This is a genomic window from Bacteroides mediterraneensis (genome assembly GCF_016900355.1).
GTDB lineage: Bacteria > Bacteroidota > Bacteroidia > Bacteroidales > Bacteroidaceae > Phocaeicola.
In genome coordinates this window covers 24,318-49,087 of record NZ_JACJKA010000028.1, presented here as the reverse complement: position 1 = coordinate 49,087, position 24,770 = coordinate 24,318, and the positions used below count along the sequence as shown (strand labels likewise).

Below are 24,770 nucleotides of genomic sequence, written 5' to 3'. Positions count from 1 at the left end.
ATCTACAGCACATTATACCACCAAAAGGCATGGACATAGGAAAAACATAAATCATACTCTATGAAAAATGGCAAAACGATGATTATATAACGAAAAAGAGGATGCATCATTTTGACACATCCTCTTTTTATTTGTCGAATCGTAATTTTTTTATGTAAAATATTGTGTAAAAAATTGTTGTATATACAAATTAAAGTCTTATATTTGTTGTCAAAATAAAAGATTTTTAAATAATTGATTAGCCTTAGGTCTTCTTGAATTGTTCTTTAAATCTATTATTTGAAATTCACTTTTTTGTTAACCTTCTTACTTTTTGAGTGAGACTGAAAGAGTAAGATTAAATGTAAGAGAAATGAAAAATCACACTCATTTTTCCGGTTCCGGTGAAGATATTTCAGAGGAACCAAGTGAAGAAGAACGGAGAAGAAAGATACTTTTCCGTCAATGTATGCATATCGTGGAAACATATGTAAGTTCTCATGTCCGAAATTCGGATGATGTCTCTAACCTACAACAAGAAGCCTTGTTGCGAATTTGTGAAGCTTTTTCTTTATCACACTATGATGAGCGTGGGCATTTTGAATCATGGGCATTGACTGTTACGATGAATGTGGTGCGTGATTTTTATCGTAGAAAGCAACGGTCTCCGGTAATGGTTTCTTCTGATAAAGATTTGATTGCCTTAATTGAAACGGAGGTCTCTCAATCCTCTAATCCTCTTCTGCTGGAAGCTTATTATGAAAAAGAGGAAAAAGCGGTTTTGGAACTTTCATTGGACGACCAAAGTTTGATTCACGATATTATCTATTATAAAATGAGTTTTCGTCAGGCAGGGGAAAAAAGGGGAATCAGCAAATCGGCTTGTTTCAAACATTATCAAAGAATTTTAGTTGAACTTCGAAGAAAGTTTATAGATGAGGGCATGGACTTAAAGTCGTTTGATGATAATTTGTAAAGTGAGAAGCATTCAGATGGATTTTTCTATCTGAATGCTTTTTTTCTTATTTATCGGATTTATTCTTTTAAAATCCAATGTTTTTGTACATTTGCACACGAAAACAATAAAAGAATATCATTATGTTAACATTGGATTGTATTTATCGGGCTTCATTTGCCTTGAAAAATGTAATACGAAGAACAGATTTGATTTATGCTCCTCAAATAAATCCTGAAAGCCAGATTTATTTGAAGCCGGAGAATCTGCAATATACCGGGTCTTTTAAATTGAGAGGGGCATGTTATAAGATATCTCGTCTGACAGATGAAGAAAAAGCAAAAGGTGTAATTGCCTGTTCAGCAGGAAACCATGCTCAGGGAGTGGCTTTGGGAGCCACCAAGCATGGCATAAAATCTTTGATTTGCCTGCCGGAAGGTGCTCCGATTTCAAAGGTGGAGGCCACCAAACGTTACGGGGCAGAGGTTTGCCTGGTTCCAGGCGTATACGATGATGCGTATAAGAAAGCATTGGAACTAAAAGAGGAAATGGGATATACTTTCATTCATCCTTTTGATGATGAATACGTCATTGCCGGTCAGGGTACCATTGGTTTGGAACTGTTGAATCAGCTTCCGGATGTGGACGTCGTGATTGTTCCGGTAGGAGGTGGCGGATTGATTTCAGGTGTGGCCTATGCCTTGAAATCATTGAAACCGAGTGTGAAGGTATATGGTGTGCAGGCCCAGGGTGCACCGAGCATGCTGCGGTCTATCGAACATGCCAAACGTGAGTGTCTGGCTTCAGTGGCTACAGTAGCCGACGGCATTGCAGTGAAAGAACCGGGAGAACATACGTTTGAACTGTGTAGCAAATACGTGGACGGTATTGTCACAGTAACTGAAGATGAAATTTGTGCGGCTATCCTGGCGTTGATGGAACAGCAGAAACTAATTGCGGAAGGAGCGGGAGCTGTATCAGTAGCGGCTGCGATGTTCAATAAGGTACCGGTGGCTGGAAAGAAAACCATTTGTGTAGTTTCCGGAGGTAATATCGATGTGACGATTTTGAGCCGTGTGATTAGTCGAGGATTGAATATGTCGGGCCGTTCTTATACGGTGACACTTGATTTGCACGACAGACCGGGAGAACTGATGGGGGTAGCTGCCGTCATCGCTCGTCTGGGTGGAAATATCATTTCCGTTTTGCACGAACGCAACAACAATACCAGTAATGTGACCGCTTGTTTCCTGCGTTTAGTGATGGAAACACGTAATGCGGAACATATCGCACAGATTCGGAATGCATTGTTAGAGGCGGGATATTCCATCGTGGATTGAACCAAAGGGGCTGGGGTGGTTCGTTTTGAGTAAGACCACCCTTGTAAATTTACTTTTTTTAAACAGAATTTCTCCGTTAGCGTTACCAACGAAACAATATTTATCGTACATTTGCCACACATTTGTAATGTGTGGTTTACAAAAATGGCTAATACAGTAAAACATCTAGGTATTGTGGAAAGCATCAACGGTTCTTACTTGAAAGTAAGGATTGTACAAACGTCTGCCTGCTCTTCATGTAGTGTCAAGGGGCATTGCAGTGCAGCAGAGTCGAAAGAAAAACTGATAGATGTATATAATAAGGACGGGCTGGATTGTCAGGTTGGCAGTCAGGTTACGATAAGCGGAGCGACATCATTGGGTATGAAAGCAGTTATGTGGGCTTTTGTTTTTCCCTTTGTGGTGTTGCTCGTTTCACTTTTTATATCCATGTCTGTGACGGGAGGTGACGAGGCTGTTTCCTCACTGGTGTCCTTGTGTATGCTGATACCTTATTATCTGATACTTTTCTTGTACCGGGAGAGGTTCAGACGCACTTTTGTTTTTGTTCTAGAATCAATTAATAATTAATAAACTAACTTTATATTATGAGTTTAATTTTAGTTGCAGTAATTTCATTGGGTGCCATCGGTTTGGTTTCGGCCGTTATCTTGTATGTGGCTTCTAAGAAGTTTGCTGTGTATGAAGATCCGCGCATTGGACAGGTGGCACAAGTGCTTCCTCAGGCCAACTGTGGCGGATGCGGTTTCCCGGGATGTTCCGGTTTTGCCGCAGCTTGTGTAAAAGCCGGTTCCTTGGAAGGAAAAATGTGTCCGGTAGGTGGTCAGCCTACAATGGACAAGGTGGCAAGCATCTTGGGATTGGAGTCGGTAGCTTCTGAACCGAAGGTGGCAGTAGTAAGATGTAACGGTACTTGTGCCAACCGTCCGAAACTGACCCAGTATGACGGCGTTCGTTCTTGTGTGGTAGCCAATACGACCTTCGGAGGCGAAAGCGGATGTACGTTTGGCTGTCTGGGATGCGGTGACTGTGTGTCTGCTTGTCAGTTTGATGCTATTCACATGAATCCGGAAACCGGTCTTCCGGAAGTGGATGAATCGAAGTGTACGGCTTGTGGAGCTTGTAGTAAGGCTTGTCCGCGTCACATCATCGAAATCCGTCCGAAAGGAAAGAACAACCGCAGAGTGTATGTACAGTGCGTCAACAAAGACAAAGGAGCTGTGGCCCGCAAAGCTTGTGCGGCAGCTTGTATCGGTTGCGGAAAGTGCGTGAAAGTCTGTCCGTTTGAAGCCATCACGTTGGAAAACAACCTGGCCTACATTGACCCGGCCAAGTGTAAGTCTTGCCGTAAGTGTGAAATGGAATGTCCGCAGCATGCCATCGTAGCTGTGAACTTCCCGCCACGCAAACCGAAGGCTGACACTCCGGCTGCTGACAAACCGGCAGTGGAGAAGCCTGCTGCTGCTCCGGTAAGCCCCGAAGCTGCAAAGAAGGTTAGTCCGGCTGAGACTCCGGCTGCAGAAGCTCCGAAAAGTACAGAAGCTTAATCTTATAATTGTATAATACTAAATAACATAACAGTGAAGACATTTAGAATTGGTGGAGTTCATCCAGCAGAAAATAAATTGTCAGCCGGAAAGGCCATTGAAACGCTTGCGCTTCCCAAGCAAGCGGTATTTCCGTTGTCCCAGCATATTGGAGCCCCAGCTACTGCCATTGTAAAGAAAGGCGACGTAGTGAAGGTTGGTACCAAGATTGCGGAAGCAGGAGGCTTTGTTTCGGCCGTTATCTTCTCTTCCGTTTCCGGCAAGGTGAACAAGATAGACAGTGTGATTGATGCAAGTGGTTATCGTAAACCTGCCATCTTCATCGATGTGGAAGGTGACGAGTGGGAAGAATCGATTGACCGTAGTACGGAGTTGGTCAAGGAATGTAACCTGACTCCGGAAGAAATTGTTGCTAAAATTAAGAATGCCGGTATTGTCGGTATGGGTGGTGCCTGCTTCCCGACACATGTGAAACTGACTCCTCCTCCCGGATGCAAGGCTGAATGTGTCATTATCAACGCCGTGGAGTGTGAACCTTATCTGACTGCTGACCACCGTTTGCTGTTGGAAAAGTCGGATGAGATTCTGGTCGGTGTACAGATTCTGATGAAGGCAGCCAAAGTGAACAAAGCTTATATCGGTATTGAAAACAACAAACCCGATGCCATTCAGCTGATGACGCAGAAAGCAGCAGCTTATCCAGGCATCGAAGTGGTTCCGTTGAAAGTGAAATATCCGCAAGGAGGTGAAAAACAGTTGATTGATGCCATTATCGGTCGTCAGGTGCCGGCTCCTCCAGCTATCCCTATCAATGTAGGGGCTGTGGTGCAGAACGTAGGTACAGCCTATGCCGTATATGAAGCCGTACAGAAGAATAAACCTTTGTTTGAACGTGTGGTAACCGTGACCGGTAAGTCATTGAAGAACCCGTCTAACTTCCTGACCCGTATGGGGACTCCGATGAGCCAGCTGATTGAAGCAGCCGGTGGCCTGCCGGAAGATACCGGAAAGGTAATCGGCGGTGGCCCGATGATGGGTAAGGCATTGGTCAACATTGAAGTGCCTATCTGCAAAGGTAGTTCCGGCGTATTGATCATGAACGAGAAAGAAGCACGCCGTGCAGAACCTCAGCCGTGTATCCGTTGTGCAAAATGTGTGAGTGCTTGTCCGATGGGCCTGGAACCCTTCCTGCTGGCTACTTGTTCAGCTCACGGCGACTGGGAGCGCGTGGAACACGAAAAGATCATGTCGTGCATCGAATGCGGTTCATGCCAGTTTACGTGTCCTTCTCATCGTCCGATGTTGGACTACATCCGTTTAGGTAAAGGTAAGGTGGGCGGTATCATCCGTGCACGTAATGCAAAAAAATAATTTGAGAATCTTATGGCAAACAAATTAATAGTATCCTTATCGCCGCATGTACATAGTGGCGACAGTGTACAGAAAAACATGTATGGCGTGCTGATTGCGCTGATACCGGCCTTGCTCGTCTCTTTCTACATGTTCGGCTTGGGAGCAGTGGTGGTGACACTGACTTCTGTTGTGGCCTGTCTGTTCTTTGAATGGGCTATCACCAAATATATCTTGAAGCGTGAGCGCACCACCATTACCGATGGATCGGCTGCGTTGACCGGTGTGTTGCTGGCATTCAACTTGCCTTCCAATCTGCCGTTGTGGATCATCATCATCGGGGCACTGGTGGCTATCGGTATAGGAAAGATGACATTTGGGGGACTGGGATGCAACCCGTTCAACCCTGCGCTGGTAGGACGTATCTTCCTGCTGATTTCTTTCCCGGTGCAGATGACTTCCTGGCCGGTAGTCGGACAGCTTACCAGCTATACCGATGCGGAAACCGCAGCTACTCCGCTGGCCTTGATGAAAATGGCCGTTCATGGCGATGCTACAGCCCTGAGCAAGTTACCTGATACACTTTCTTTGTTCCTGGGAAATAATCCGGGATGTATCGGTGAGGTAAGTGCGCTGGCTTTGTTGCTTGGACTGGTTTACATGTTGTGGAAGAAGATCATCTCCTGGCATATTCCGGTTTCCATTTTGGTAACCGTGTTTGTGTTCTCCGGCCTGATGCACCTGGCTAATCCTACGGTGTATGCTTCTCCGTTTGCTCATCTGTTTACTGGAGGTCTGATGTTGGGAGCCATTTTCATGGCTACTGATTATGTCACTTCACCGATGACTCACAAAGGCATGTTGATTTATGGCGTAGCCATCGGTTTCCTGACCGTGGTTATCCGTACTTTCGGTGCTTATCCGGAAGGTATGTCGTTCGCTATTTTCATCATGAACGCATTTACTCCGTTGATCAATACTTATTGTAAACCAAAACGTTTTGGGGAGGTAGTGAAGAAATGAAAAAGTTAGAATCATCTTTAAAGAATATGGCTCTGGCATTGACCGGATTTTCCGTAGTGGCCGGAGCGCTGCTGGGCTGGGTGAACAGTGTGACTGCTGAACCTATTGCGCAGGCTAATGCTAAGACATTGAGCGATGCCATTGCCGTGGTGGTTCCGGGTTTTGACAACAATCCGGCGGAAGCTGCTGACACAGTGGAAGTCAATGGAGCTCAATATATCATTTACAAGGCCACCAAAGGCGGACAACCTGTGGGGGCTGCCGTACAGTCTGCTTCCAATGGATTTGGCGGGCCGTTGACTGTGCTGGTTGGATTCGACAATGATGGAAACATCATCGACTATTCGCTGCTGAGCCATTCCGAGACTCCGGGATTGGGTTCCAAGGCAGCTGAGTGGTTCAAGAAAGGTGCGAAAGGCGATATTACCGGAAAGAATCCGGGACAGGAACCGCTGACCGTCAGCAAGGATGGAGGTAAAATTGATGCCATTACGGCCTCTACCATTACTTCACGTGCCTTCCTGCTGGCTGTCAATAATGCGTATGCAGCCTATAAGAATCAACATGTGGACAGTGCCAGTGGAGCCTCTCAGCAGGCTAAACCGGCTGAAAAATGTGACACAGATACCACGAATGTAGAACCCGTAAAAGAATAGGAGGACAGGCTATGAATAATTTTAAAGTGTTAATGAATGGGATTGTAAAAGAGAATCCTACATTTGTACTCCTTTTGGGTATGTGTCCGACTTTGGGTACCACTTCTTCTGCCATCAACGGTATGAGTATGGGACTGGCCACCATGTTTGTGCTGATTTGCTCTAACGTGGTGATTTCCCTGATCAAGAACCTGGTGCCGGATATGGTACGTATTCCTATCTTTGTGGTGGTCATTGCTTCATTTGTGACAGTGTTGCAGATGGTGATGCAGGCCTACGTGCCGGCACTGTACGCTACTTTGGGCTTGTTCATTCCGTTGATTGTGGTGAACTGTATCTTGTTAGGACGTGCCGAGGCCTTTGCTGCCAAGAACAATCCGGTAGCTTCTTTCTTTGACGGTCTGGGTATAGGTCTTGGATTTACCATTGCCTTGACTTTACTGGGTGGTGTTCGTGAATTCCTGGGAACTGGCAAGTTGTTCAATGTGGCTATTATGCCGGAGAATTATGGCATGTTGATCTTTGTACTGGCTCCTGGAGCTTTCATTGTATTGGGATACCTCATTGCGATTGTAAACCGCTTGAAAAAAGCATAACCCTTAAAAATAGAAAGATATGGAATATATATTGATATTTATCACCGCAATCTTTGTGAATAACATCGTGTTGTCACAATTCTTGGGTATCTGTCCGTTCTTAGGCGTTTCCAAGAAAGTTGAAACGGCCATGGGTATGGGAGCTGCGGTAGCCTTCGTGCTGACATTGTCCACTATCGTGACCTACGCCATTCAGAAGTTTGTGCTGGATCCCTTCGGACTGGGATATATGCAGACCATTGCCTTTATCCTTGTCATCGCCGCCCTGGTGCAGATGGTGGAAATCATTTTGAAGAAAGTTTCTCCTTCTTTGTATCAGGCATTGGGTGTATTCCTCCCGCTGATTACCACTAACTGCTGTATTTTGGGTGTGACCATTCTGGTCATTCAGAAAGACTTTGATCTGCTGACAGGTGTGATTTATGCCTTCTCTACTGCCTTGGGTTTTGCACTGGCATTGATTGTTTTTGCCGGTATTCGGGAACAGTTGAGCTTGGTCAACATTCCGAAAGGCATGCGCGGTATGTCTATCGCCTTGGTAACAGCCGGATTGCTGGCCATGGCCTTTATGGGCTTCTCAGGGGTAGATAAAGGACTTGCCGTATTGTTCGGCTTGAACTGATTTTATCATTTTAATAGAATACCTTTTAAAAAAAAGTGTTATCCGGTGAGTTCCCGGGTAACACTTTTTTAATTTTTTAATAACGGGTTGGCGCACATTTCAATCTTTTTTCCTACTTTTGTGGAGATATAGTAAATGACTTTAATAAAGGAGTTAAATAAAAGTAAACCTTAGTGTTATGAAAAAAAGAATTCTCGTGACAGGTGGAACCGGATACATCGGTTCTCATACTGTGGTTGAATTGCAGAATAGCGGTTACGATGTCGTAATTGTAGACAACCTTTCTAATTCTCGTGCAGATGTAGTAGATAGTATTGAACAGATCACAGGCATACGTCCTGCATTTGAAAAGGTTGATTGCTTGGATCAGGCTGGTTTGGATGCGGTATTTACTAAATATCCGGGTATTGAAGGTATCATTCATTTTGCGGCAAGCAAGGCTGTAGGTGAATCCGTACAGAAACCGTTGCTGTATTATCGTAACAACTTGGTTTCATTGATTAACTTGCTGGAGCTGATGCCTAAACATGGCGTGAAAGGTATTATCTTCTCTTCTTCTTGTACTGTATACGGACAGCCGGATAAACTGCCTGTCACTGAAGAAGCTCCTATCAAGAAAGCTGAATCTCCATACGGTAATACCAAGCAGATTAATGAGGAAATCATCCGCGATACAGTGGCTTCCGGTTCTCCAATTCATGCCATCATGTTGCGTTACTTCAACCCGATTGGCGCACATCCTACTGCATTGATTGGTGAACTTCCGAACGGAGTGCCGCAGAATCTGATTCCGTATTTGACGCAGACTGCCATGGGTATCCGTGAAAAATTGAGTGTATTCGGCGACGATTACGATACTCCTGACGGTTCATGTATCCGTGATTATATTTATGTGGTTGACTTGGCAAAAGCTCACGTAATTGCTATGGACCGTATATTGAGTGACAAGCAGAAAGACAAAGTAGAGGTCTTCAACATTGGTACCGGACGTGGTCTTTCTGTATTGGAACTGATTCACAAGTTTGAAGAAGCTACGGGCGTGAAACTGAATTACCAGATTGCAGGACGTCGTGCAGGCGATATCGTTAAAGTTTGGGCCGACCCGACTTATGCTAATACAGAATTGGGCTGGAAGGCTGAAACTTCTATCGAAGATACCTTGCGTTCTGCATGGAAGTGGCAGGTTCACTTGCGTGAAAAAGGTATTATGTAATTTGAAGTGTTAATAGAATTGAAAATATTGAACTAAATACGTTTTTATAACGTTATATGTGATGTACAGCTCTTGTGACTATGGTCTATGTGAATAGATGATGGGAGCAGCTGACTTCCACTTGGAACAAGCGGGGAGTTGTATTTTTGCATAGTAGTTTTGTCGTGTTTTATTTTGTGTTTGTGTTGTGGCTGTTCTCCGACGAGAGTCGGGGAACAGTTTTTTTATGTTTCCAGATTTTTTATACCTTTGCATCCGATTTTCGAATCAAGGGAATGGGACTTCCCTGTGATAAACCGCTAATGAGTAGCTGATAGTTCCTGCCAAGGTGGGTCTTTCCCAGAGGACCGGCAGGACGAATTGTATCTGCATCCAGACTTTGTGGAATGCTTGCCACTTTGGTTTTAGTGAAAACCGCATTGGATGTAAGAAAATAACGAATTGTATGAAGACATTAAAAAATCGGAAGTATTGGTGGAAACTGGAGCAGTTTCCTTTGTTCTTGTATTTGCTCAAGTGGCTCTTTCTGTCCGCATTGTCGGGTGCCTGCATAGGTTCCGCCTCTGCGTTGTTGCTGGTATCGTTGGAATGGGCCACACAGTATCGTGAGCAGCATCTTTGGATCATTGCTTTGTTGCCCGTGGCCGGACTGGTCATTGGATTGATGTATCATTACCTGGCTGGGTCGGCTTCCAAAGGAAACAATTACCTGATAGAAGAAATCCGTTCACCCCATGACATCATTCCCTTTCGAATGGCTCCCTTGGTATATATCGGTACGGTATTGACGCACTTGTTCGGTGGGTCTGCCGGAAGGGAAGGGACCGGTGTGCAGATGGGTGGAGCGATTGCCGACCAGTTTTCCCGCTTGTTTCGCATGCGGCGCAGAGACCATCGGTTGATGGTGGCCATCGGTATCAGTGCAGGGTTTGCTTCTGTGTTCGGGACTCCGCTGGCGGGAGCTGTTTTCGGTCTGGAAGTTATTGTGGTGGGACGGATGCGCTACGAAGCCATCTTGCCCAGTTTCCTTTCAGCGGCTGTAGCCAGCATGGTGTGTCATGCCTGGGGAGTGGCACATACGCATTATATAGTAGCGGAAGTACCTACGCTTGATGGAGGTAAACTGCTGTGGACGGTAGCAGTGGGTATTCTTTTCGGCCTAGCTGCCATGTTGTTTTCGCGTTCCATCGGTTTTTGGTCGGGCGTGGCCAAACGTATCAGTTATCCGCCGTTGCGTCCGTTGGCAGGAGGGGTGGTGATAGCCGCAGCAGTATGGCTGATGGGAACCACGAAATACATCGGTTTGGGTGTGCCGACGATTGTTGCTTCGTTTTCCGAGCAGCAGATGTGGTATGACTTTCTGCTGAAAATTCTCTTTACGACCTTTACCATCGGTGTGGGCTTTAAGGGAGGAGAAGTAACTCCTTTGTTCTTTGTGGGTGCTACGTTGGGAAGTGCCTTGTCGGCCATCGTGCCTCTTCCCATGGGATTGCTGGCGGGTATTGGTTTTGTAGCGGTGTTTGCCGGGGCTACCAACACGCCGATAGCCTGTACGTTGATGGGTATCGAATTGTTTGGGGCAGAACCGGGAATTTACTTGGGCATTGCCTGTGTAGTGGCCTACTTGTTTTCCGGCCATACGGGTATCTATACGGCTCAGCTGATTGGAAGTCCGAAGCATTTGGCCTATCTTCGGGAGAAAGGAAAGACTTTGGCCGAAAGAAAATGATTCTCGGAGGTTCTTTTAAGTACACACAGTTATAGTCAAATCGCAGGGACAAATTTAGCTCGACGCGTTCGTGCGGAGACCTCGTCACGTACGTGACGAGAGGTCGACACGAACGTGTCGAGAGTTCATCACGTACATGTTGAGGTATGTCCTCTGGTATAAAAATTGCAGGAATCGTTTGGTCGTGAAGTAGAAAAATCCTATCTTGTGTGGTGAACCAATCAGAAATCATATGGAAATCAAGCATGACGAATCCCGGCAGGAGTTTTATGTGGAACTGGAAGGGCACCGGGCCCATGTAGCCTATCAGATTCACGACGGAGGACTGGACATACGGCATACCATTGTGCCGGAAGCGATTGGAGGCAGGGGTATTGCTTCTGCGTTGGTAAAGGCTGCTTACGATTATGGCCGTTGCAAGGGACTGAAGGCTATTGCCACTTGTTCATACGCGGTCATATGGTTGCAGCGTCATCCGGAGTATCAAGGGGAAGTGGGCGATGATTATGCCGGACAAGGAACCTGTGCCCTGTAAGAAAGGGGGCACAGGAATCTCTTGCATCAGTTACGGTAAATTTTCTTTTTCTTGATGAAGAACAGCCACCTCAGGAAAGAGGCGGCAAAGGTATGGCTGAATGAATTGACTTCATCGGTACGGTCGTCAATGTCATTCAGGAGTTTCTCTGCGTCTTTTTCAGACAGCATGCCGCTATTGACCATCTGCTTGACGGTACGCCGTTCGTTGCTCAGCAACATACGGATGGATTTGATGGTCAGGGCATGACCGTATGCCTTCGGGAAGTTCTGTGCCAGGTTGCTGATAAAGGCTCCCATGCGGGTCATGTTGTCATTGATTTCTCCCCGTAATACTTCGAGCACCGGCTGTTGTTCACTGGTAATCCAGTCGGAAGAGGCCAGGTCGTTCAGCAGTTTCAGACTTTCCTTTTGCAGGATGATGAATCCTCTGCCCAGGTCGTACACCACCGTAATGCGTTCGCGGAAATAGAAGGTCATCCAGTTCTGGAGATAAGGAAGGCCCCGCAGGCTGTTCAGCAGGTCGGTACGCTGGCAGAAGTTGAAAATGGAATGACGCATGTTCAGCGGGTAGTTCCCGTCGTGGTCATAGAGCTCGTCGAGCGAGTTCATGAGGCGCAGGAAGGCCACTTTTGAAATGACTCCTTCTTCATAAATCTGGCGGCAGACCGCTTTTTCTTTGTCCAATACCCGCAAGCGGATTTCTGGAAGCATGGCCTTGTTTTGAGGATTCTTGGCCGGTTCTTGAGGTTGGGCGGTCATGTAATTTTCCACCTTCTGCCAGTTGGCTCCATCCAATGCATCTCTCTTTTTCAGGCTTTCTAAGTATTTTTCAGAGTTCTCCCGAACTGATTTTTCCACGCGGTATGCCAGCAAGGTACGTGCCGAAGGAATGTGGGTCAGTCCCAGGCGGTTGAGCAATGCGCGCATGGTGGTGGCATTGATGCATAGGGTCAGGGTCACGATACCGGCCGTGAAGAACAATATCTGACTCCGGATATCCTCGGGAATAGCTGGGGTGTAGGACACCATCAGAGCCAGTGTCATGGCCAGTGCCCCGCGCAGTCCACCCCAAGTCAGGATGACCGATTCGCGTTTGGTCAGTCCGTATCCCAACCGTTTCATGACCGGATACAGCAGCATGATCATGGCAAAGCGAATCAGGTTGAGGGCCACATAGAGGAGTGCCAGCAGGCCGAATGCCCTCCAGGAGAAATCCACTTTTTCGGCAATGACGATACCTACAAGAATAAAAATCAAGGTGTTGGCGATGTAGGTGAGCAATTCCCAGAAATGTTCCATGAAAGTATTCACCTGTGGTTTCAGTCGCGGTTTGCCTACGTAAGTCACGGTCAGTCCGAAAGCCACGAGGGCAATCACGCCCGATACCCCGAGATAATACTGTGAGAGGATGAAGGTGAGGTAAGCCGCCAGGATAATGACACTGTTCTGCACCATTTCTTCCGAATTGATGCGGGTGATGAACCAGATGACAATACGTGCCAGGAAGAATCCTAACATGGTACTGATGCCCACTTCCTGAATAAAGGTGACCAGCGGAGAGGTGTGCTCAGTTTCTCCCGAAACGTAGGCACCGAAGAAAAGCATGAAGCACACGATACCCGTTCCGTCGTTCAGCAGAGATTCCGCGTCGACGAGGGTGGAGAAGCGTTTACTGGTTTTCAGTTCGTGCAGCAGGGCCACGACGGCTACCGGGTCGGTGGCACTGATCAGGGCACCGAACATGAGGGCAAATGCCCACGTCCACGATTCCAGTCCCGGAACAAACGTCGCGATGCCCATGAGGAAAGCTCCTGTCAGCAGCATGCAGATGACGAGTCCCGGAGCAGCCAGCAAGGTCGCATTGGCCAGGGTTTTCTTGAAAATATGCAGGTTGAGTTCATAGGCCGCATCAAAGATTAGGATGGGCAGGAACAGGTAAAGAATGAGGTCAGGATTGATGTTGGCTACGGAGTTGACCGCATTGTGCAGTTCCGGCAGAGACTGGAACACTCCGGTGCGGTTCAGCACGCCTACAAGAATTCCGATGGCAAACAGGCCGACGGTGTAGGGCAGACGGCTGTGCTTGAGCAATGCTTTCAGGATAGCTCCGATAATGAGTCCTCCGATGGTCAGCAACAGAGGGGCAAGAAAGGTGTATTCTTCCATAGGTTTGAGGTTCAATAAAAAATGAGCATTTGAATATTTAACAAAGTTAAAGAATCGAATGCTCATACACAAGCGGACAACCGCTTATTTCGTTTCTTTCTCTGCAATTTCTTTGGCCAGCTTGCGGGCTGTAGCTCGGTCGGGTTTGCCGGTACCGGTCTGCGGTAACTGCCGGATACGGAAAACCTGTTTGGGCCGCCAATAGGGGGAAAGGGTATGGAAGGCCTCTGTCAGCACAGATTCAGGACAAGCTGCTTCCGGGTCCTCCAGCAACAACACGATGCGTTCACCGAACTTGGGGTCGGGCACGGCAGTCACCTGAAAAGGACAGGAGAGAGTAGCCCGCAGTGCGTTTTCCACTTGCTCAATCTGTACCTTGACGCCTCCCGTGTTGATGGTGTTGTCTTTCCGTCCCAAGATGTGAAACTGTCCCTGCGCATTGAACTCGCAGATGTCGTTCGTGGTCAAAATTTCCGGACAAACAGCCGGTGCCTCGATGGTCAGGGTGTTTTCCGGGGAAAGAGACAGCTTGACGTGCTGGAAAGGCGTGTACCAGTCGGACGCTTCCGGTCCGTTGAGTCGTCGCAGGGCGATGTGCGACAGGGTTTCCGTCATGCCGTACGTGCTCCACACCGCGTGGGGGAATGACAACAGTTGCTTTCCCAAAGACGTATCGATGGCTCCTCCGCCGATGATGAGATGACGGATTTGCTGAAGGCGTTCTTTCTCTTCAGGTACCTGCAAGGAATTGTATACCTGCATGGGAATCATGGCCGCAAAAACGGGGGTGGTGCTTGTCTGTGCCAGTGGATGTCCGCTGGGAGTGACAGGCAGCAGGTCCAGTCCGGCTACCAGCGCCCGTACGACGACCATCTTTCCAGCGATGTATTTCAATGGCATGCAGAGCAGGGCGGTGTCGCCTGTATGTAATCCTAAAAAACGGACCGTCAGCATGGCACTCTGCATCATGCGTTGTTTCTCTACGCGCAGCGGTTTGGGGGTTCCCGTCGAGCCGGATGTGTGTACCAGTACGGTGTCGTGGTCATCGAACCATTCATGCAGGAAATCAGCCAAAGAGGCTTGGAAACTGTTTGCTCCGTATCGGGTATAGAAAGTTTCCTGCAGGAGGCTAAGTTGTCCTTCCTGGCGGGAACGGGCCTCTGCGGCCGAATAGTCTACTCCTTCTATCCGGATGTGCTGGCGGGCAATGTCGGTGATAAAGGTAGGATGGCTCATGTCAGATACGGTTCAAGAAAGTCAGAAAATCGGGTGTCTCTTCTTCAGGGTGGAACCACAGGCAGTCCCCCTCGATGTGCAGCGGATAGTCGAGGTTGTCGGTAAAGAGCAGTCCAGTGCCCAGTCCTTGCGGCATGGTGGGATGAAGCGTGGCACACCATTGTGCGATGGCATTCAGGCCGATGTTCGATTCCAGTGCTGAAGTTACCCAGTAGCCGATACCTCTTTCCTGGGCCAGGGAAATCCATTCTTCGGCTCCTCGGATGCCCCCGTGGAGCGACGGTTTCAGGATGATGTATTGCGGGCGGATGGTATCTAACAGTTCTTTTTTCCGTTCAATTTCGTTTACGCCAATCAGTTCCTCGTCCAGTGCGATGGGGAAAGGAGAGGCGACACACAGGGCTTTCATCGCTTCCCATTGTCCGGCCCGTATCGGCTGTTCGATGGAATGAAGTTGGAACTCGTTCAGCTGTGTCAGTTTTCGCAGGGCATCTTCCGGCCGGAAAGCTCCGTTGGCATCTACACGCAGTTCGATGTCGGAAGCGGAGAAATGTTGGCGGATGTGAGCCAGTAATTCCAGTTCTTGTTCAAATTCGATGGCACCGATTTTTACTTTGATGCACCGGAATCCGGCTTTCATCTTTTCTTCGATGCGGCGGTACATCTCGTCAAAGTTGCCCATCCAAATCAGTCCGTTGATAGGAATGCCTTGTGTACCCCGGCTGAAGGGGGTGTCCCAGAATCTCAGGCTTTGGGCCTGCAGGTGGGCAAAGGCTGTTTCCAGTCCGAAGAGGATGGAAGGATAAGGACGAAGCGCCTCGTAGTCGATGCGACCGTCGGCTGCGGTCTTTTCGCAGATTTCGGCCAGCAGGCGAGGGTAGTCAGGTAGGTCGTCACAGCTCAAGGCAGGCAGGGGGGCACATTCGCCCACACCGTACTGTCCGGTTTCTGTATCGGTAAGCAGGAGGTACCATACTTGCCGTACGTGATACACCCCACGGGAAGTACCGGCCGGTTGTTTAAAATGGAGGGTACGCGGAAATATTTTCAGTGAATACATGATAAACTCTGTAAGGGATGAAACAATAAGCGGACAGAGAGCAAAAGAGGGGTCTGCTTTCTGTCCGGCATATACTTATTCAGATAGTTAATCAGGGGAATTTAGGATACTTGCTCCAGTCGGGTTTCCGTTTCTCGAGGAATGCCTTTCCACCTTCCTGCGCTTCATCGGTCATGTAATACAGCATGGTGGCATCTCCGGCAAGTTCCTGGATACCGGCCTGTCCGTCCAGTTCCGCGTTCAGTCCGGCCTTGATCATACGCAGGGCCAGCGGGCTGTGCTGCATCATGGTTTCGGCCCATTCCACTACTTCGTCTTCCAACTGGTCGAAAGGTACCACCTTGTTCACCAGTCCCATTTCCAGGGCTTCCTGGGCAGAGTACTGACGGCAGAGGAACCAGATTTCACGAGCCTTTTTCTGTCCCACAATGCGGGCCAGGTAAGAAGAACCGAATCCGGCATCGAAGCTACCCACCCGAGGACCTGTCTGTCCGAAGATGGCATTTTCAGAAGCGATGGTCAGGTCGCAGACCACGTGGAGCACGTGTCCGCCCCCGATGGCATATCCGTTGACCATGGCAATGACCGGTTTCGGGATGGAGCGAATCTGTTTCTGTACGTCGAGCACGTTCAGGCGGGGTACCCCGTCGGTACCTACATAACCTCCGTGACCTTTCACGTGCATGTCGCCGCCGGAGCAGAAGGCCTTGTCGCCGGCTCCAGTCAGTACCACCACGTTGATGTCCTGGCACTCACGGCAGATGAGCAGGGCATCGCTGATTTCAGAAGTAGTCTTCGGGGTAAACGCGTTTCTATATCGCGGACGGTTGATGGTAATTTTGGCAATACCATGATAGAAATCAAACAGAATATCCTGATATTCTTTGATGGTTTTCCATTCTCTGGGTTGTGACATAATATGGTTATTTTAAGTTGTGATAATACGTTTTTAAATGCTCGATATCTTTGTCCTTCTCCGTAAACACTTCCAGCAGCACCGGTTGTGAAGTGATGGAAGGTTGGGTGAAGGTTTCTACCGCCCGGTCCAGTTCCTCGTCGTTATGGGCAGAAAGATACTGGAAGCCGCGGTCTTCGGCCCAAGCTTTGGCCGAGGTGCGGTGCGTAGCCGTAATGAAGCGGCGGCTGTTTTCCTGCATCTCCAGTCCCGGAAGGGCATGGAAGATTTCTCCTCCTTCGTTGTTGAGCAGGAGGATGCGTACGTTGCTTCCGTAGTTGGCATTCCAGAGCGCATTCATGTCGTAGAAGAAGCTCAGGTCGCCGATGAAGATGAAGTTAAGCTTGTCGGAGGCGGTAGCGTAACCGAGGGCCGTAGACAAGGAACCTTCAATGCCGTTGGTTCCCCGGTTGGACAAGACTTCTACTTCCTGAGGGAGAGGAAACAGTTGGGCATAGCGTACGGTGGAACTATTGGCCAGGTGCAGCGAACAAGGTGTCGGCAGGTGGCCGATGACTTTCCCGATGGCACTCATCTCGGAATAGGGGAATTCGGCCTGTGGAATCTGCTTGGACAAAGCCTCCCAGGCACGCGGATATTCCGGTGTACGGCTGTCCATCATCGGGGCAATCTTTTCAAGGAATTCAAACGGGTCCATCTCGATGACGGTAGTCAGGCAACCGAAAAGGTCGGCCACTTGTCCGTCGGGAGCCACGTGCCAGTGCTCTACCGGCGGATGACGGCGAAGGAATTTCTTGAGCCGTTTGGAAATGATGTGTCCGCCGTAGGTGATGAGTAGTTCCGGGCGCATCTTCTGCTGGGCTTCAAAATCCATGGAGCAAAGCAAAGGCTCGATGTTGCGGATGGGCTGTCCCGGAATGGTCTGGTTGCTGATGTTCTCGGTGAACCAGGCAAAATGCTTGTAGAGCATCTTGGTATATTTCTTGTCGAACAGGTATATCAGGTTCATTTGTCCCACTACCACCATGCGTCGCTGGTAGCGGTTCAGGCGGTCGATGAGTGGCTGGTAGTCCTTGTCGTACACGTTCAGCCCCTGGTAACGGGTAATCACCCGGGCCTCGGGAAGTTCTGTCACTGGTAATTTGAAGAAGGGCTCACTGATAGGCACGTTAATGTGTACGGGTCCTTTCCCATGGTGGTCGAGTTCCATGAGAGCTTCATTGATGAGGCGGTTGCAGTACCATTCGTCTTCTTCCGTCTGTACTTCCGGCAAGTTGACTGATTTCTTGACAAGATTACCGAATACGCCAGGCTGGGGAAGGGTTTGCCCGTCCATCTGTCCAATCCATGCCGCAGGACGGTCGGCTGAAATGACTACGAGCGGTACTTGCTGGTAGAAGGCTTCGGCCACGGCCGGATGCAGGTTCAGCAAAGCCGTACCCGAGGTACAGCAGATCGCTGCCGGACTGCCGCCGTTCAGGGCCAGTCCCAAGGCAAAGAATCCGGCACTCCGTTCATCGGTTACCGGATAGCAAGTGAATTCCGGCATGTTGGTCAGGGTTTGTACAATCGGAATGTTGCGGCTTCCAGGGCACAACACGATTTTCTGTATCCGGTGGGCCTTCAGCAAGGCCACCAGCTGCAGGATATTTTTTTTATCTGTGTACATGATTCTTTATACGTTTTAGGTTGACAGAATATTGCGCATGGTATTCATTTTCTGCTGCGTTTCTTCCCATTCGGAATCGGCCGTGGAGTCGGGCAGGATGCCGCCTCCGGCATAGAGGGTGGCCGTATTTCCTTCCAAATGCATGCAGCGAAGGTTGACGTAAAGGGTGGTATCGCCCTCTGGGTCTATCCATCCGATGATGCCGGAATAGAAGAGTCGGTCGTGCGGTTCGGTCTGTAGAATGAACCGATAGGCTTCTTCCTTAGGCAAACCGCAGACAGCGGGTGTGGGATGTAGTTCCTGAAGTATGTGGCCCAGATGGTCGGTATCCTTCAGGCAGAAATGAAAATCAGTTTTCAGGTGTACCAACTGGCCGGCGCGGGCTGTATAAGGTCCTTTCTCGGTCAGTTTGGTGCCGAACTTCTTGACGGTTTTGCGGATGTATTCTCCCACGAATGCTTGCTCTTCCTGGTTTTTCTTGCTCCATTCCGTCGGCATGGTTTCTCCCTGCATGGGCATGGTGCCGGCCAAGGCTACGGTGTGCCATTCCTTTTCGTGCCCACTGAGGATGATTTCGGGGGTACTGCCTATCCATGTACCGGTAGAAGGAGTGTGGCACAAGGAAATCATCATGCGCGGATAGCTGTTGCAGGCCTGAATGAATGTAGCCAATGGAGAGAATTGTGGGGGAAGCGCATGAGTGGTACTTCTGGAAAGTACCAGTTTACGGAATTGTTTTTCCTTCAGTGGTAAGATGAAGCGGCTGAAGGTTTCGGTATAGCGTTCCTTTTCTTCTTTTTCGGAAGGCTGTGTAACAGAAGCCGTATTCTCTGGCGGGAGAGCGGAAGATTCCACGGTATATTCCTTGTGGCGATTGCTCCATTCTTGCAAGGCCTGTTTGATATTTTCCCAGTCGTGCGCCACGATATCCGGCTGAATCAGTGCTGCCGGACGTGCCTCAGTCAGTTGGAAAGGGGCCAGAAGAAAGCCTTTCTTTTGGTTGAGGGCTTCTAAATTGGACAAGAAGGTAGGCTCTCCTTCTTCCTGCATGACCAGAATCGGTTCGTCTGTCCACGGGAGTCGGTACAAGGCAAAGCAGACTCCTTGTCGGGTAAATGAGTCGATGAGGTGGTGGTAAGTGGTTTCCGGCGTTTTCATGGACGTTTCTTGACTATTTGGTTGACAATACGTGCAGTGGAAATCAATTTCCCGTTGGAGTTGGTGATGTCTACGTTCCACAGATGGGAGGTACGACCTCGGTGAATCAGTCGTCCGGTCGCAATCACATAGTCGCCTTTGGGGACCATATGGAGATGATTGGCGCTGACCTGAATGCCACAGGGCATCTCTCCCGGGGCACACAATGGAATGGATCCGTGTCCGGCTACAATTTCTGCAAGAGCCAATGAAGCTCCTCCATTCAGTATGCCAAATGGCTGGCAGGTCTTTTCATCGACCGGCATTTGGGCTTTGACATATCCCTCTTCCATTTCGAGAAACTGAATACCTAAATGAGCTCCCATGGAGTGACTCAAATCAGGCAATTCGTAAGAGGTTTTATCATTCATGGGTGTGTCAGTTTGAAGTTATAATTGCAAATGTACACATTTCCTCGCAAAACATGGGAGGTTCGTTTGAGAATTCACTTTTTATGGGTAAGAGTTTTGTACGAAAAAAAAGTATCTGTTTTGTCTAATTTCTTTACAAATTTGTCTATCCGTAAAACAAGTTTGGATCTTGTAAGAAAGAATGGAATCTTTTTTGTTTATTGAAATATTTTTTTATATTTTTGTTATATAGATAAAGGAAACGAGTTTTTTATGAAGAATTGTTATAAAGGAGGAATAGGAATTGGTCTTTTTTTCTTGTTGTTGATGATGGGGTGTGGGGGAAAGGACCATAAAAATACGGTGGATTATTTCGAAAGGTTCTACCAGCAGATGGAAAGAATTTCTGCTGATTCTCCGGAACATGTCAGTCGGATGGTCGACCAGATTATGCCGTCTGTCAAAGATAGTCTGATGTATTATCGGTTGATGTTTTTGAAAGTAAGAAGTTGTTTCCTGTCGTTCAGATTGGATTCTGCCTCTTATTTTATAAATAGAATCAGTGCCTTTTGTGACGCGCATGCCGGAAGTCCGGAAATAGCTCAGTTGTATGCGATGGCTTATAATGCAAGAGGAAACATTTATGTGCGTAAATCGCTGGCAGATTCTGCTTGTCAATGCTATTTGAAATCTTTTGAATATGCTACGCGAGGAGGTAGTAAGGGATCTTTGCCTGACATTTGTCTGAATCTGGCCGATGTGTACGTGAAACAGGGCCGTTATGATTTAGGGGCTTTGTGGTATAACCGTTCATTGTCTATTGCAGATTCGCTGGATATGCCTGATGAAAAGCGATTTCCGGCTTATTATGGGTTGGCGCAGGTGAATATGGAATTACGTGATTTTGCAGCATGTGATTATTATTATAATTTAGCTTCGCGGTATTATGACAAGATGCATCCTTTTGAGAAGCATATTTACCTGAACAACCGAGGTAACTCGTATTATTACCGGCAGGATTATAAGACTGCTTTAACTTATTTTCGTCGGTCGTTAAAGGTGGTCAATCAATATCCGGATATGAATTTTGAACGGAATCTGACCATGATTAACTTGGGAGAGATATTCCTACTGCTGAACCAGTTGGATTCAGCTTCTTATTACTTGCAGAAATGTCGTCGGTTCTTTGACTCCATCCAGCATTCAACGGCTTTGTATTGCATTGACACACAGCTGATGGAGTTGGCGCTGAAACAGGGAAATGTGCCGTTGGCCAGGGAAAGATTGAAAAATGCCCGGAAATACGATCAGGTGGAGCCCAATATGATTCATGTGCGTAATCGTTACCTGCAACGGTATTACGAGAAGGTGGGAGACTACAAGCAGGCCTATCATTATCTGCAAGAAAACCATCGTATGGACGACTCCATACGGAATGAGAGAGTGAAAATGCGGGCAGCAGAAATTGAACTGAAGTATGCGCAAGACAGTACACTGATGAAAAAGGAGATTTTTATCCGTGAGAAAGAAAATCAGGTACTTCAGTTGCACCAGTGGATGTATGTCATTGTGGGTGGTTGCTTTTTGCTGATAGCTGTAGTCTTTCTCATAATTTTATATCGGAAGCGTCTGCGCGAGAAGGAGCAATGGCGTATGCAGAATGCCATTACTTCGTTGCGTCTGGAGAATGTGCGTAACCGGATTTCTCCGCATTTTGTATTTAATGTCTTGAATCGGGAAATGAATTTGCATAAGGGAAAAGAAGAAAGTAAAAATCTGATTGGATTGACAAAGCTGATACGTCGTAACCTGGAACTGACGGATTGTTTGGCGGTGTCGCTGGCAGATGAGCTGGAGTTCGTGGATACGTATGTGAATCTGGAGAAGGATTCATTGGGAGACGATTTTCATTATCAGCTGGAGGTGGATGAACAGATAGACCTGCAAGCTGTGAAAGTACCTTCCATGCTGTTGCAGATACCAGTAGAGAATGCCATCAAGCATGGCCTGAGGTTAAAGGAAGGAAAACGACTGTTGCAGATAAAGGTACGTCGGACAGAGGATAACCAGGCTGAGATTACTGTTTGTGACAATGGAGGAGGCTACCGGCAAGGGAGTGTGAACCATGGTACAGGTACCGGTATGAAGGTGATTACTCAAACTATTCAGTTGCTGAATATGTATAATTCACGTCCTATTGCGGTGAGGATTAATAACGTGGAAATGGGAGAGGAGAAGGAAATGGGATGTGAAGTCCGGTTTGTGGTTCCTTTGAATTATTCTTATCAACTAAAGAAAACGAAGAAACATGAATGATAGAATGAAAGCGGTTATTGTAGATGACGAGGAAGCGGCTATTGATAATCTTTGTTTTGAGTTAAAAAAGTATCCGTGGATATCCGTGGATGGGGTAGCCCATAATGGTAAATCGGGCATTCGCTTGATTGAAAAAGAACATCCGGAGCTCTTGTTCTTGGATGTGGAACTTCCCGACATGTTGGGAATGGATGTGGCTATCAAGGTACGTGAGATTCAAAACTGGGACATGCATATTATTTTTTACACGGCCTACAATAAATACCTGATAGATGCATTGAGAAGTTATGCCTTTGATTTTCTGTTGAAGCCTGTCGACTCAGAGGAGTTGTCGAAGGCTTTAGGACGTCTGCGGGAAGCGGATGGCATGAAGAACCCTACGAATTTCTTGGTGACTAATGGGCATGAGGGAGAAAAATCTTTTATGGTGGTTACTCCGATGGGAGATTTACGGATATTGCGTGTATCGGAGATTGGTTATTTCCGGTATGTGTCCGACCGGAAAATTTGGGAAGTGGCTTTGACCAACGGTTCGTTTATTCCTTTGAAACGGAACACGAGAGCCGAAAATTTGTGTGCTTATGACGCCGCTTTTGTACAGATTCATCAGTCTTATATCATTAACATGAATTATTTGCTGATGGTGCAAGGAGGGAAATGTGTGATGTATCCTCCTTTTAATGAAGTGGATGAATTGCAGGTCTCTAAAAAATACCGGAAAGAGATGATGGAACGCTTTTGCCAACTTTAGTAAACAGTTTTTGACTATTTAGTTGCAAAAAACAAGCGCTTGGTGGTACATATCTGTCGTTTGGTTGCAAGAGTGCACTTTCCGCTTTCTTCTCTATGATGAATATTTTTATTTTTGTATTATATTTTAATCATAGAGGGTATGAAAAACTTAGGATGTAAAGGCTTGCTTCTGTTGGGGGGCATGCTGGTATGGGGAGGAACGTTACAGGCTCAGTATCTGCGTTCCTCCTATTTTATGGAAGGGACAAGTGCACGTTTACAGTTGAATCCGGGATTGCAACCGACAAAAGGTTATTTTAATATCCCTGTGCTGGGTTCGTTCAATATGTCTGCCTCTTCCAATGTGTTGGGTATGAGTGATATCATTGATCTGGTAGGCTCTGGGAGTGAACTTTATTCAAATGGGCAATTGTTTGATCGTCTGAAAGATGACAACCGGTTTAATATCAATCTGAATACAGATATTTTATCTTTTGGCTGGTATAGCGGAAAGGGTTTCTGGAGTGTCAATGCCGGTTTGCGTGCAGATTTTGGCGTAGCATTGGCAAAGGATATGTTTTCCATGATGCGTACCATGAACGGTTTTTCACTGGAAGATATTGCAGGTACCAGTCAGAGTTACAATATGTCTAATCAGACGTTGAATATGAAGATGTATGCCGAAGTAGGTTTAGGATATTCCCGACGGATTACAGAAAAACTGACTGTAGGTGCACGTGTAAAGATTTTGCTGGGATTGGCCCGCGCCGAAATGAATGTGAACAAGTTCAACGTGAATATGGAGGTTCCTGAATTGAATCGTTACGGATCCACATCGCGTGGAGAGTTGGAGCCTGAGAATTGGTATGGGACTCATTATGATTATGCGGCAGACGGCAATGTGATTACGACCTTGAAAGGGGGAGGCATGACATTTGACCGTGACGGAAGGATTGATGATTTTGATTTTGACGGGGGAGATTTAGGTATTGCAGGTTCCGGATTCGGTATCGATTTGGGTGCAAGTTATAAGGTTTGGGATAACCTGACTGTATCGGCTTCTATCCTCGATTTGGGATTCTTGAAATGGAAGGAAAGTGAAACCACCGTCGCTACGGTGACAGGAGGAGATGATGTGACGATTGATGCTACAAACTATGACCGCTATATTGGAGGCGATTTCTTGTCATTCGAACGGTTTGACTTTAAAGAAGGTTCTCCCGACAAGGTAAAGACGAAAACTCGCTTGTATTCCACCTTGCTGTTGGCAGGAGAATATGGGTTGTTGAATAATAAAGTGAGTGTAGGGGCAATGTATACCACCCGTTTTGCTCAGCCGAAAACATTGAATGAATTGACGTTCCTGGCTACGGTTCGTCCTAAGAACTGGTTGAATGCGGCCATCAGTTATTCTCCAATTCAGGCGGGAGGTAAATCATTTGGTTTGGCTGTGAAACTGGGTTCGTTGTTTGTGGGAACTGATTATATGTTCTTTGGTAGCAATTCTCGTGCTGTGAATGCTTTCCTGGGCATTTCTTTCCCGTTAGGAGGAGGTCAGAAGCCTTTCTCTGAATTGTAAAA

22 protein-coding genes and 1 riboswitch are annotated in these 24,770 nt (G+C 47.4%); of the genes, 15 read left to right on the top strand and 7 right to left on the bottom strand.

The genetic code is table 11. The annotated features are described in order from the left end of the window. The first annotated feature begins 352 nt into the window (after positions 1 to 352). The 12 genes from H6A28_RS13010 (at position 353) to H6A28_RS12955 (ending at position 11,545) form a co-directional block, all read left to right on the top strand. Positions 353 to 955, top strand: a complete 603-nt coding sequence (locus H6A28_RS13010) for a sigma-70 family RNA polymerase sigma factor (RefSeq protein WP_204480727.1) — start codon at positions 353 to 355, stop codon at positions 953 to 955. 122 nt (positions 956 to 1,077) lie between these two features. Beyond that, complete coding sequence (gene ilvA / locus H6A28_RS13005; protein WP_204474253.1) at positions 1,078 to 2,274, top strand: threonine ammonia-lyase; 1,197 nt, start codon at positions 1,078 to 1,080, stop codon at positions 2,272 to 2,274. Between the two features lie 144 nt (positions 2,275 to 2,418). Continuing rightward, a complete protein-coding gene (locus H6A28_RS13000; RefSeq protein ID WP_204474252.1) occupies positions 2,419 to 2,844 on the top strand; it encodes a SoxR reducing system RseC family protein in 426 nt (141 codons plus the stop codon). Between the two features lie 17 nt (positions 2,845 to 2,861). Further along, positions 2,862 to 3,821 carry a Fe-S cluster domain-containing protein gene (locus H6A28_RS12995; protein WP_204474250.1) on the top strand — a complete coding sequence of 320 codons (960 nt, stop codon included), beginning with the start codon at positions 2,862 to 2,864 and terminating at the stop codon, positions 3,819 to 3,821. Between the two features lie 33 nt (positions 3,822 to 3,854). Beyond that, the gene (rsxC, locus tag H6A28_RS12990) at positions 3,855 to 5,192 is read left to right on the top strand and encodes an electron transport complex subunit RsxC (RefSeq protein ID WP_204474248.1); all 1,338 of its coding nucleotides are present in this window, start codon (positions 3,855 to 3,857) and stop codon (positions 5,190 to 5,192) included. 12 nt (positions 5,193 to 5,204) lie between these two features. Continuing rightward, entirely contained in the window at positions 5,205 to 6,194 is a 990-nt protein-coding gene (locus H6A28_RS12985; protein ID WP_204474246.1) for an RnfABCDGE type electron transport complex subunit D, read from the top strand. Continuing rightward, positions 6,191 to 6,850 (top strand): RnfABCDGE type electron transport complex subunit G, encoded by a 660-nt coding sequence (locus H6A28_RS12980; RefSeq protein ID WP_204474244.1) that lies wholly within the window; start codon positions 6,191 to 6,193, stop codon positions 6,848 to 6,850. Before H6A28_RS12985 ends, H6A28_RS12980 begins: the two co-directional genes overlap by 4 nt. 11 nt (positions 6,851 to 6,861) lie before the next feature. Continuing rightward, positions 6,862 to 7,446, top strand: a complete 585-nt coding sequence (gene rsxE, locus H6A28_RS12975; protein ID WP_204474238.1) for an electron transport complex subunit RsxE — start codon at positions 6,862 to 6,864, stop codon at positions 7,444 to 7,446. A gap of 19 nt (positions 7,447 to 7,465) precedes the next feature. Then, positions 7,466 to 8,068: an electron transport complex subunit RsxA gene (rsxA, locus tag H6A28_RS12970; RefSeq protein WP_204474236.1), complete on the top strand. Its 603-nt coding sequence runs from the start codon at positions 7,466 to 7,468 to the stop codon at positions 8,066 to 8,068. Between the two features lie 178 nt (positions 8,069 to 8,246). Then, positions 8,247 to 9,281 (top strand): UDP-glucose 4-epimerase GalE, encoded by a 1,035-nt coding sequence (galE, locus tag H6A28_RS12965; protein WP_204474234.1) that lies wholly within the window; start codon positions 8,247 to 8,249, stop codon positions 9,279 to 9,281. A gap of 262 nt (positions 9,282 to 9,543) precedes the next feature. After that, positions 9,544 to 9,611: riboswitch (Fluoride riboswitch) on the top strand. Positions 9,612 to 9,726: 115 nt separating this feature from the next. Further along, the gene (locus H6A28_RS12960; RefSeq protein WP_204480725.1) at positions 9,727 to 11,010 is read left to right on the top strand and encodes a voltage-gated chloride channel family protein; all 1,284 of its coding nucleotides are present in this window, start codon (positions 9,727 to 9,729) and stop codon (positions 11,008 to 11,010) included. A gap of 232 nt (positions 11,011 to 11,242) precedes the next feature. Further along, positions 11,243 to 11,545 (top strand): GNAT family N-acetyltransferase, encoded by a 303-nt coding sequence (locus H6A28_RS12955; RefSeq protein WP_204474231.1) that lies wholly within the window; start codon positions 11,243 to 11,245, stop codon positions 11,543 to 11,545. 26 nt (positions 11,546 to 11,571) lie between these two features. On the opposite strand, the gene H6A28_RS12950 is transcribed toward H6A28_RS12955, so the two are convergent. From H6A28_RS12950 to H6A28_RS12920, 7 genes are all read right to left on the bottom strand, one after another. Beyond that, complete coding sequence (locus H6A28_RS12950) at positions 11,572 to 13,713, bottom strand: cation:proton antiporter (protein WP_204480724.1); 2,142 nt, start codon at positions 13,711 to 13,713, stop codon at positions 11,572 to 11,574. A gap of 84 nt (positions 13,714 to 13,797) precedes the next feature. After that, complete coding sequence (locus H6A28_RS12945) at positions 13,798 to 14,949, bottom strand: AMP-binding protein (RefSeq protein ID WP_204480722.1); 1,152 nt, start codon at positions 14,947 to 14,949, stop codon at positions 13,798 to 13,800. A 1-nt stretch (position 14,950) separates the two neighbouring features. Further along, on the bottom strand, positions 14,951 to 16,009 hold the full coding sequence (locus tag H6A28_RS12940) for an o-succinylbenzoate synthase (protein ID WP_204480720.1): 1,059 nt from the start codon (positions 16,007 to 16,009) through the stop codon (positions 14,951 to 14,953). 91 nt (positions 16,010 to 16,100) lie between these two features. Then, the gene (gene menB, locus H6A28_RS12935; protein ID WP_204474219.1) at positions 16,101 to 16,925 is read right to left on the bottom strand and encodes a 1,4-dihydroxy-2-naphthoyl-CoA synthase; all 825 of its coding nucleotides are present in this window, start codon (positions 16,923 to 16,925) and stop codon (positions 16,101 to 16,103) included. 7 nt (positions 16,926 to 16,932) lie between these two features. Continuing rightward, on the bottom strand, positions 16,933 to 18,594 hold the full coding sequence (gene menD / locus H6A28_RS12930) for a 2-succinyl-5-enolpyruvyl-6-hydroxy-3-cyclohexene-1-carboxylic-acid synthase (protein ID WP_204480718.1): 1,662 nt from the start codon (positions 18,592 to 18,594) through the stop codon (positions 16,933 to 16,935). A 15-nt stretch (positions 18,595 to 18,609) separates the two neighbouring features. After that, the gene (locus H6A28_RS12925; RefSeq protein ID WP_204480716.1) at positions 18,610 to 19,752 is read right to left on the bottom strand and encodes an isochorismate synthase; all 1,143 of its coding nucleotides are present in this window, start codon (positions 19,750 to 19,752) and stop codon (positions 18,610 to 18,612) included. Next, a complete protein-coding gene (locus H6A28_RS12920) occupies positions 19,749 to 20,162 on the bottom strand; it encodes a PaaI family thioesterase (RefSeq protein WP_204474213.1) in 414 nt (137 codons plus the stop codon). Before H6A28_RS12920 ends, H6A28_RS12925 begins: the two co-directional genes overlap by 4 nt. 252 nt (positions 20,163 to 20,414) lie before the next feature. Here H6A28_RS12920 and H6A28_RS12915 point away from each other — a divergent pair, with 252 nt between their 5' ends. From H6A28_RS12915 to H6A28_RS12905, 3 genes are all read left to right on the top strand, one after another. Then, the gene (locus H6A28_RS12915; protein WP_239465363.1) at positions 20,415 to 22,457 is read left to right on the top strand and encodes a tetratricopeptide repeat-containing sensor histidine kinase; all 2,043 of its coding nucleotides are present in this window, start codon (positions 20,415 to 20,417) and stop codon (positions 22,455 to 22,457) included. Beyond that, the gene (locus tag H6A28_RS12910) at positions 22,450 to 23,208 is read left to right on the top strand and encodes a LytR/AlgR family response regulator transcription factor (protein ID WP_204474211.1); all 759 of its coding nucleotides are present in this window, start codon (positions 22,450 to 22,452) and stop codon (positions 23,206 to 23,208) included. The genes H6A28_RS12915 and H6A28_RS12910 overlap by 8 nt, the downstream gene beginning before the upstream one ends. A 141-nt stretch (positions 23,209 to 23,349) precedes the next feature. After that, a complete protein-coding gene (locus tag H6A28_RS12905; protein WP_204480714.1) occupies positions 23,350 to 24,768 on the top strand; it encodes a DUF5723 family protein in 1,419 nt (472 codons plus the stop codon). The last annotated feature ends 2 nt before the right edge of the window (positions 24,769 to 24,770 follow it).

Bases quoted from the DNA above. Each gene is read 5' to 3' on its own strand.
- rsxE (WP_204474238.1), top strand. From the start codon at position 6,862: ATGAATAATTTTAAAGTGTTAATGAATGGGATTGTAAAAGAGAATCCT.
- H6A28_RS12940 (WP_204480720.1), bottom strand. From the start codon at position 16,009: ATGTATTCACTGAAAATATTTCCGCGTACCCTCCATTTTAAACAACCG.
- ilvA (WP_204474253.1), top strand. From the start codon at position 1,078: ATGTTAACATTGGATTGTATTTATCGGGCTTCATTTGCCTTGAAAAAT.
- H6A28_RS12905 (WP_204480714.1), top strand. From the start codon at position 23,350: ATGAAAAACTTAGGATGTAAAGGCTTGCTTCTGTTGGGGGGCATGCTG.
- menB (WP_204474219.1), bottom strand. From the start codon at position 16,925: ATGTCACAACCCAGAGAATGGAAAACCATCAAAGAATATCAGGATATT.
- H6A28_RS12950 (WP_204480724.1), bottom strand. From the start codon at position 13,713: ATGGAAGAATACACCTTTCTTGCCCCTCTGTTGCTGACCATCGGAGGA.
- H6A28_RS12945 (WP_204480722.1), bottom strand. From the start codon at position 14,949: ATGAGCCATCCTACCTTTATCACCGACATTGCCCGCCAGCACATCCGG.
- rsxA (WP_204474236.1), top strand. From the start codon at position 7,466: ATGGAATATATATTGATATTTATCACCGCAATCTTTGTGAATAACATC.
- H6A28_RS12995 (WP_204474250.1), top strand. From the start codon at position 2,862: ATGAGTTTAATTTTAGTTGCAGTAATTTCATTGGGTGCCATCGGTTTG.
- H6A28_RS13000 (WP_204474252.1), top strand. From the start codon at position 2,419: ATGGCTAATACAGTAAAACATCTAGGTATTGTGGAAAGCATCAACGGT.
- H6A28_RS12960 (WP_204480725.1), top strand. From the start codon at position 9,727: ATGAAGACATTAAAAAATCGGAAGTATTGGTGGAAACTGGAGCAGTTT.
- galE (WP_204474234.1), top strand. From the start codon at position 8,247: ATGAAAAAAAGAATTCTCGTGACAGGTGGAACCGGATACATCGGTTCT.
- H6A28_RS12915 (WP_239465363.1), top strand. From the start codon at position 20,415: ATGAAGAATTGTTATAAAGGAGGAATAGGAATTGGTCTTTTTTTCTTG.
- menD (WP_204480718.1), bottom strand. From the start codon at position 18,594: ATGTACACAGATAAAAAAAATATCCTGCAGCTGGTGGCCTTGCTGAAG.
- H6A28_RS12955 (WP_204474231.1), top strand. From the start codon at position 11,243: ATGGAAATCAAGCATGACGAATCCCGGCAGGAGTTTTATGTGGAACTG.
- H6A28_RS12980 (WP_204474244.1), top strand. From the start codon at position 6,191: ATGAAAAAGTTAGAATCATCTTTAAAGAATATGGCTCTGGCATTGACC.
- H6A28_RS12910 (WP_204474211.1), top strand. From the start codon at position 22,450: ATGAATGATAGAATGAAAGCGGTTATTGTAGATGACGAGGAAGCGGCT.
- H6A28_RS12920 (WP_204474213.1), bottom strand. From the start codon at position 20,162: ATGAATGATAAAACCTCTTACGAATTGCCTGATTTGAGTCACTCCATG.
- H6A28_RS12985 (WP_204474246.1), top strand. From the start codon at position 5,205: ATGGCAAACAAATTAATAGTATCCTTATCGCCGCATGTACATAGTGGC.
- H6A28_RS13010 (WP_204480727.1), top strand. From the start codon at position 353: ATGAAAAATCACACTCATTTTTCCGGTTCCGGTGAAGATATTTCAGAG.
- H6A28_RS12925 (WP_204480716.1), bottom strand. From the start codon at position 19,752: ATGAAAACGCCGGAAACCACTTACCACCACCTCATCGACTCATTTACC.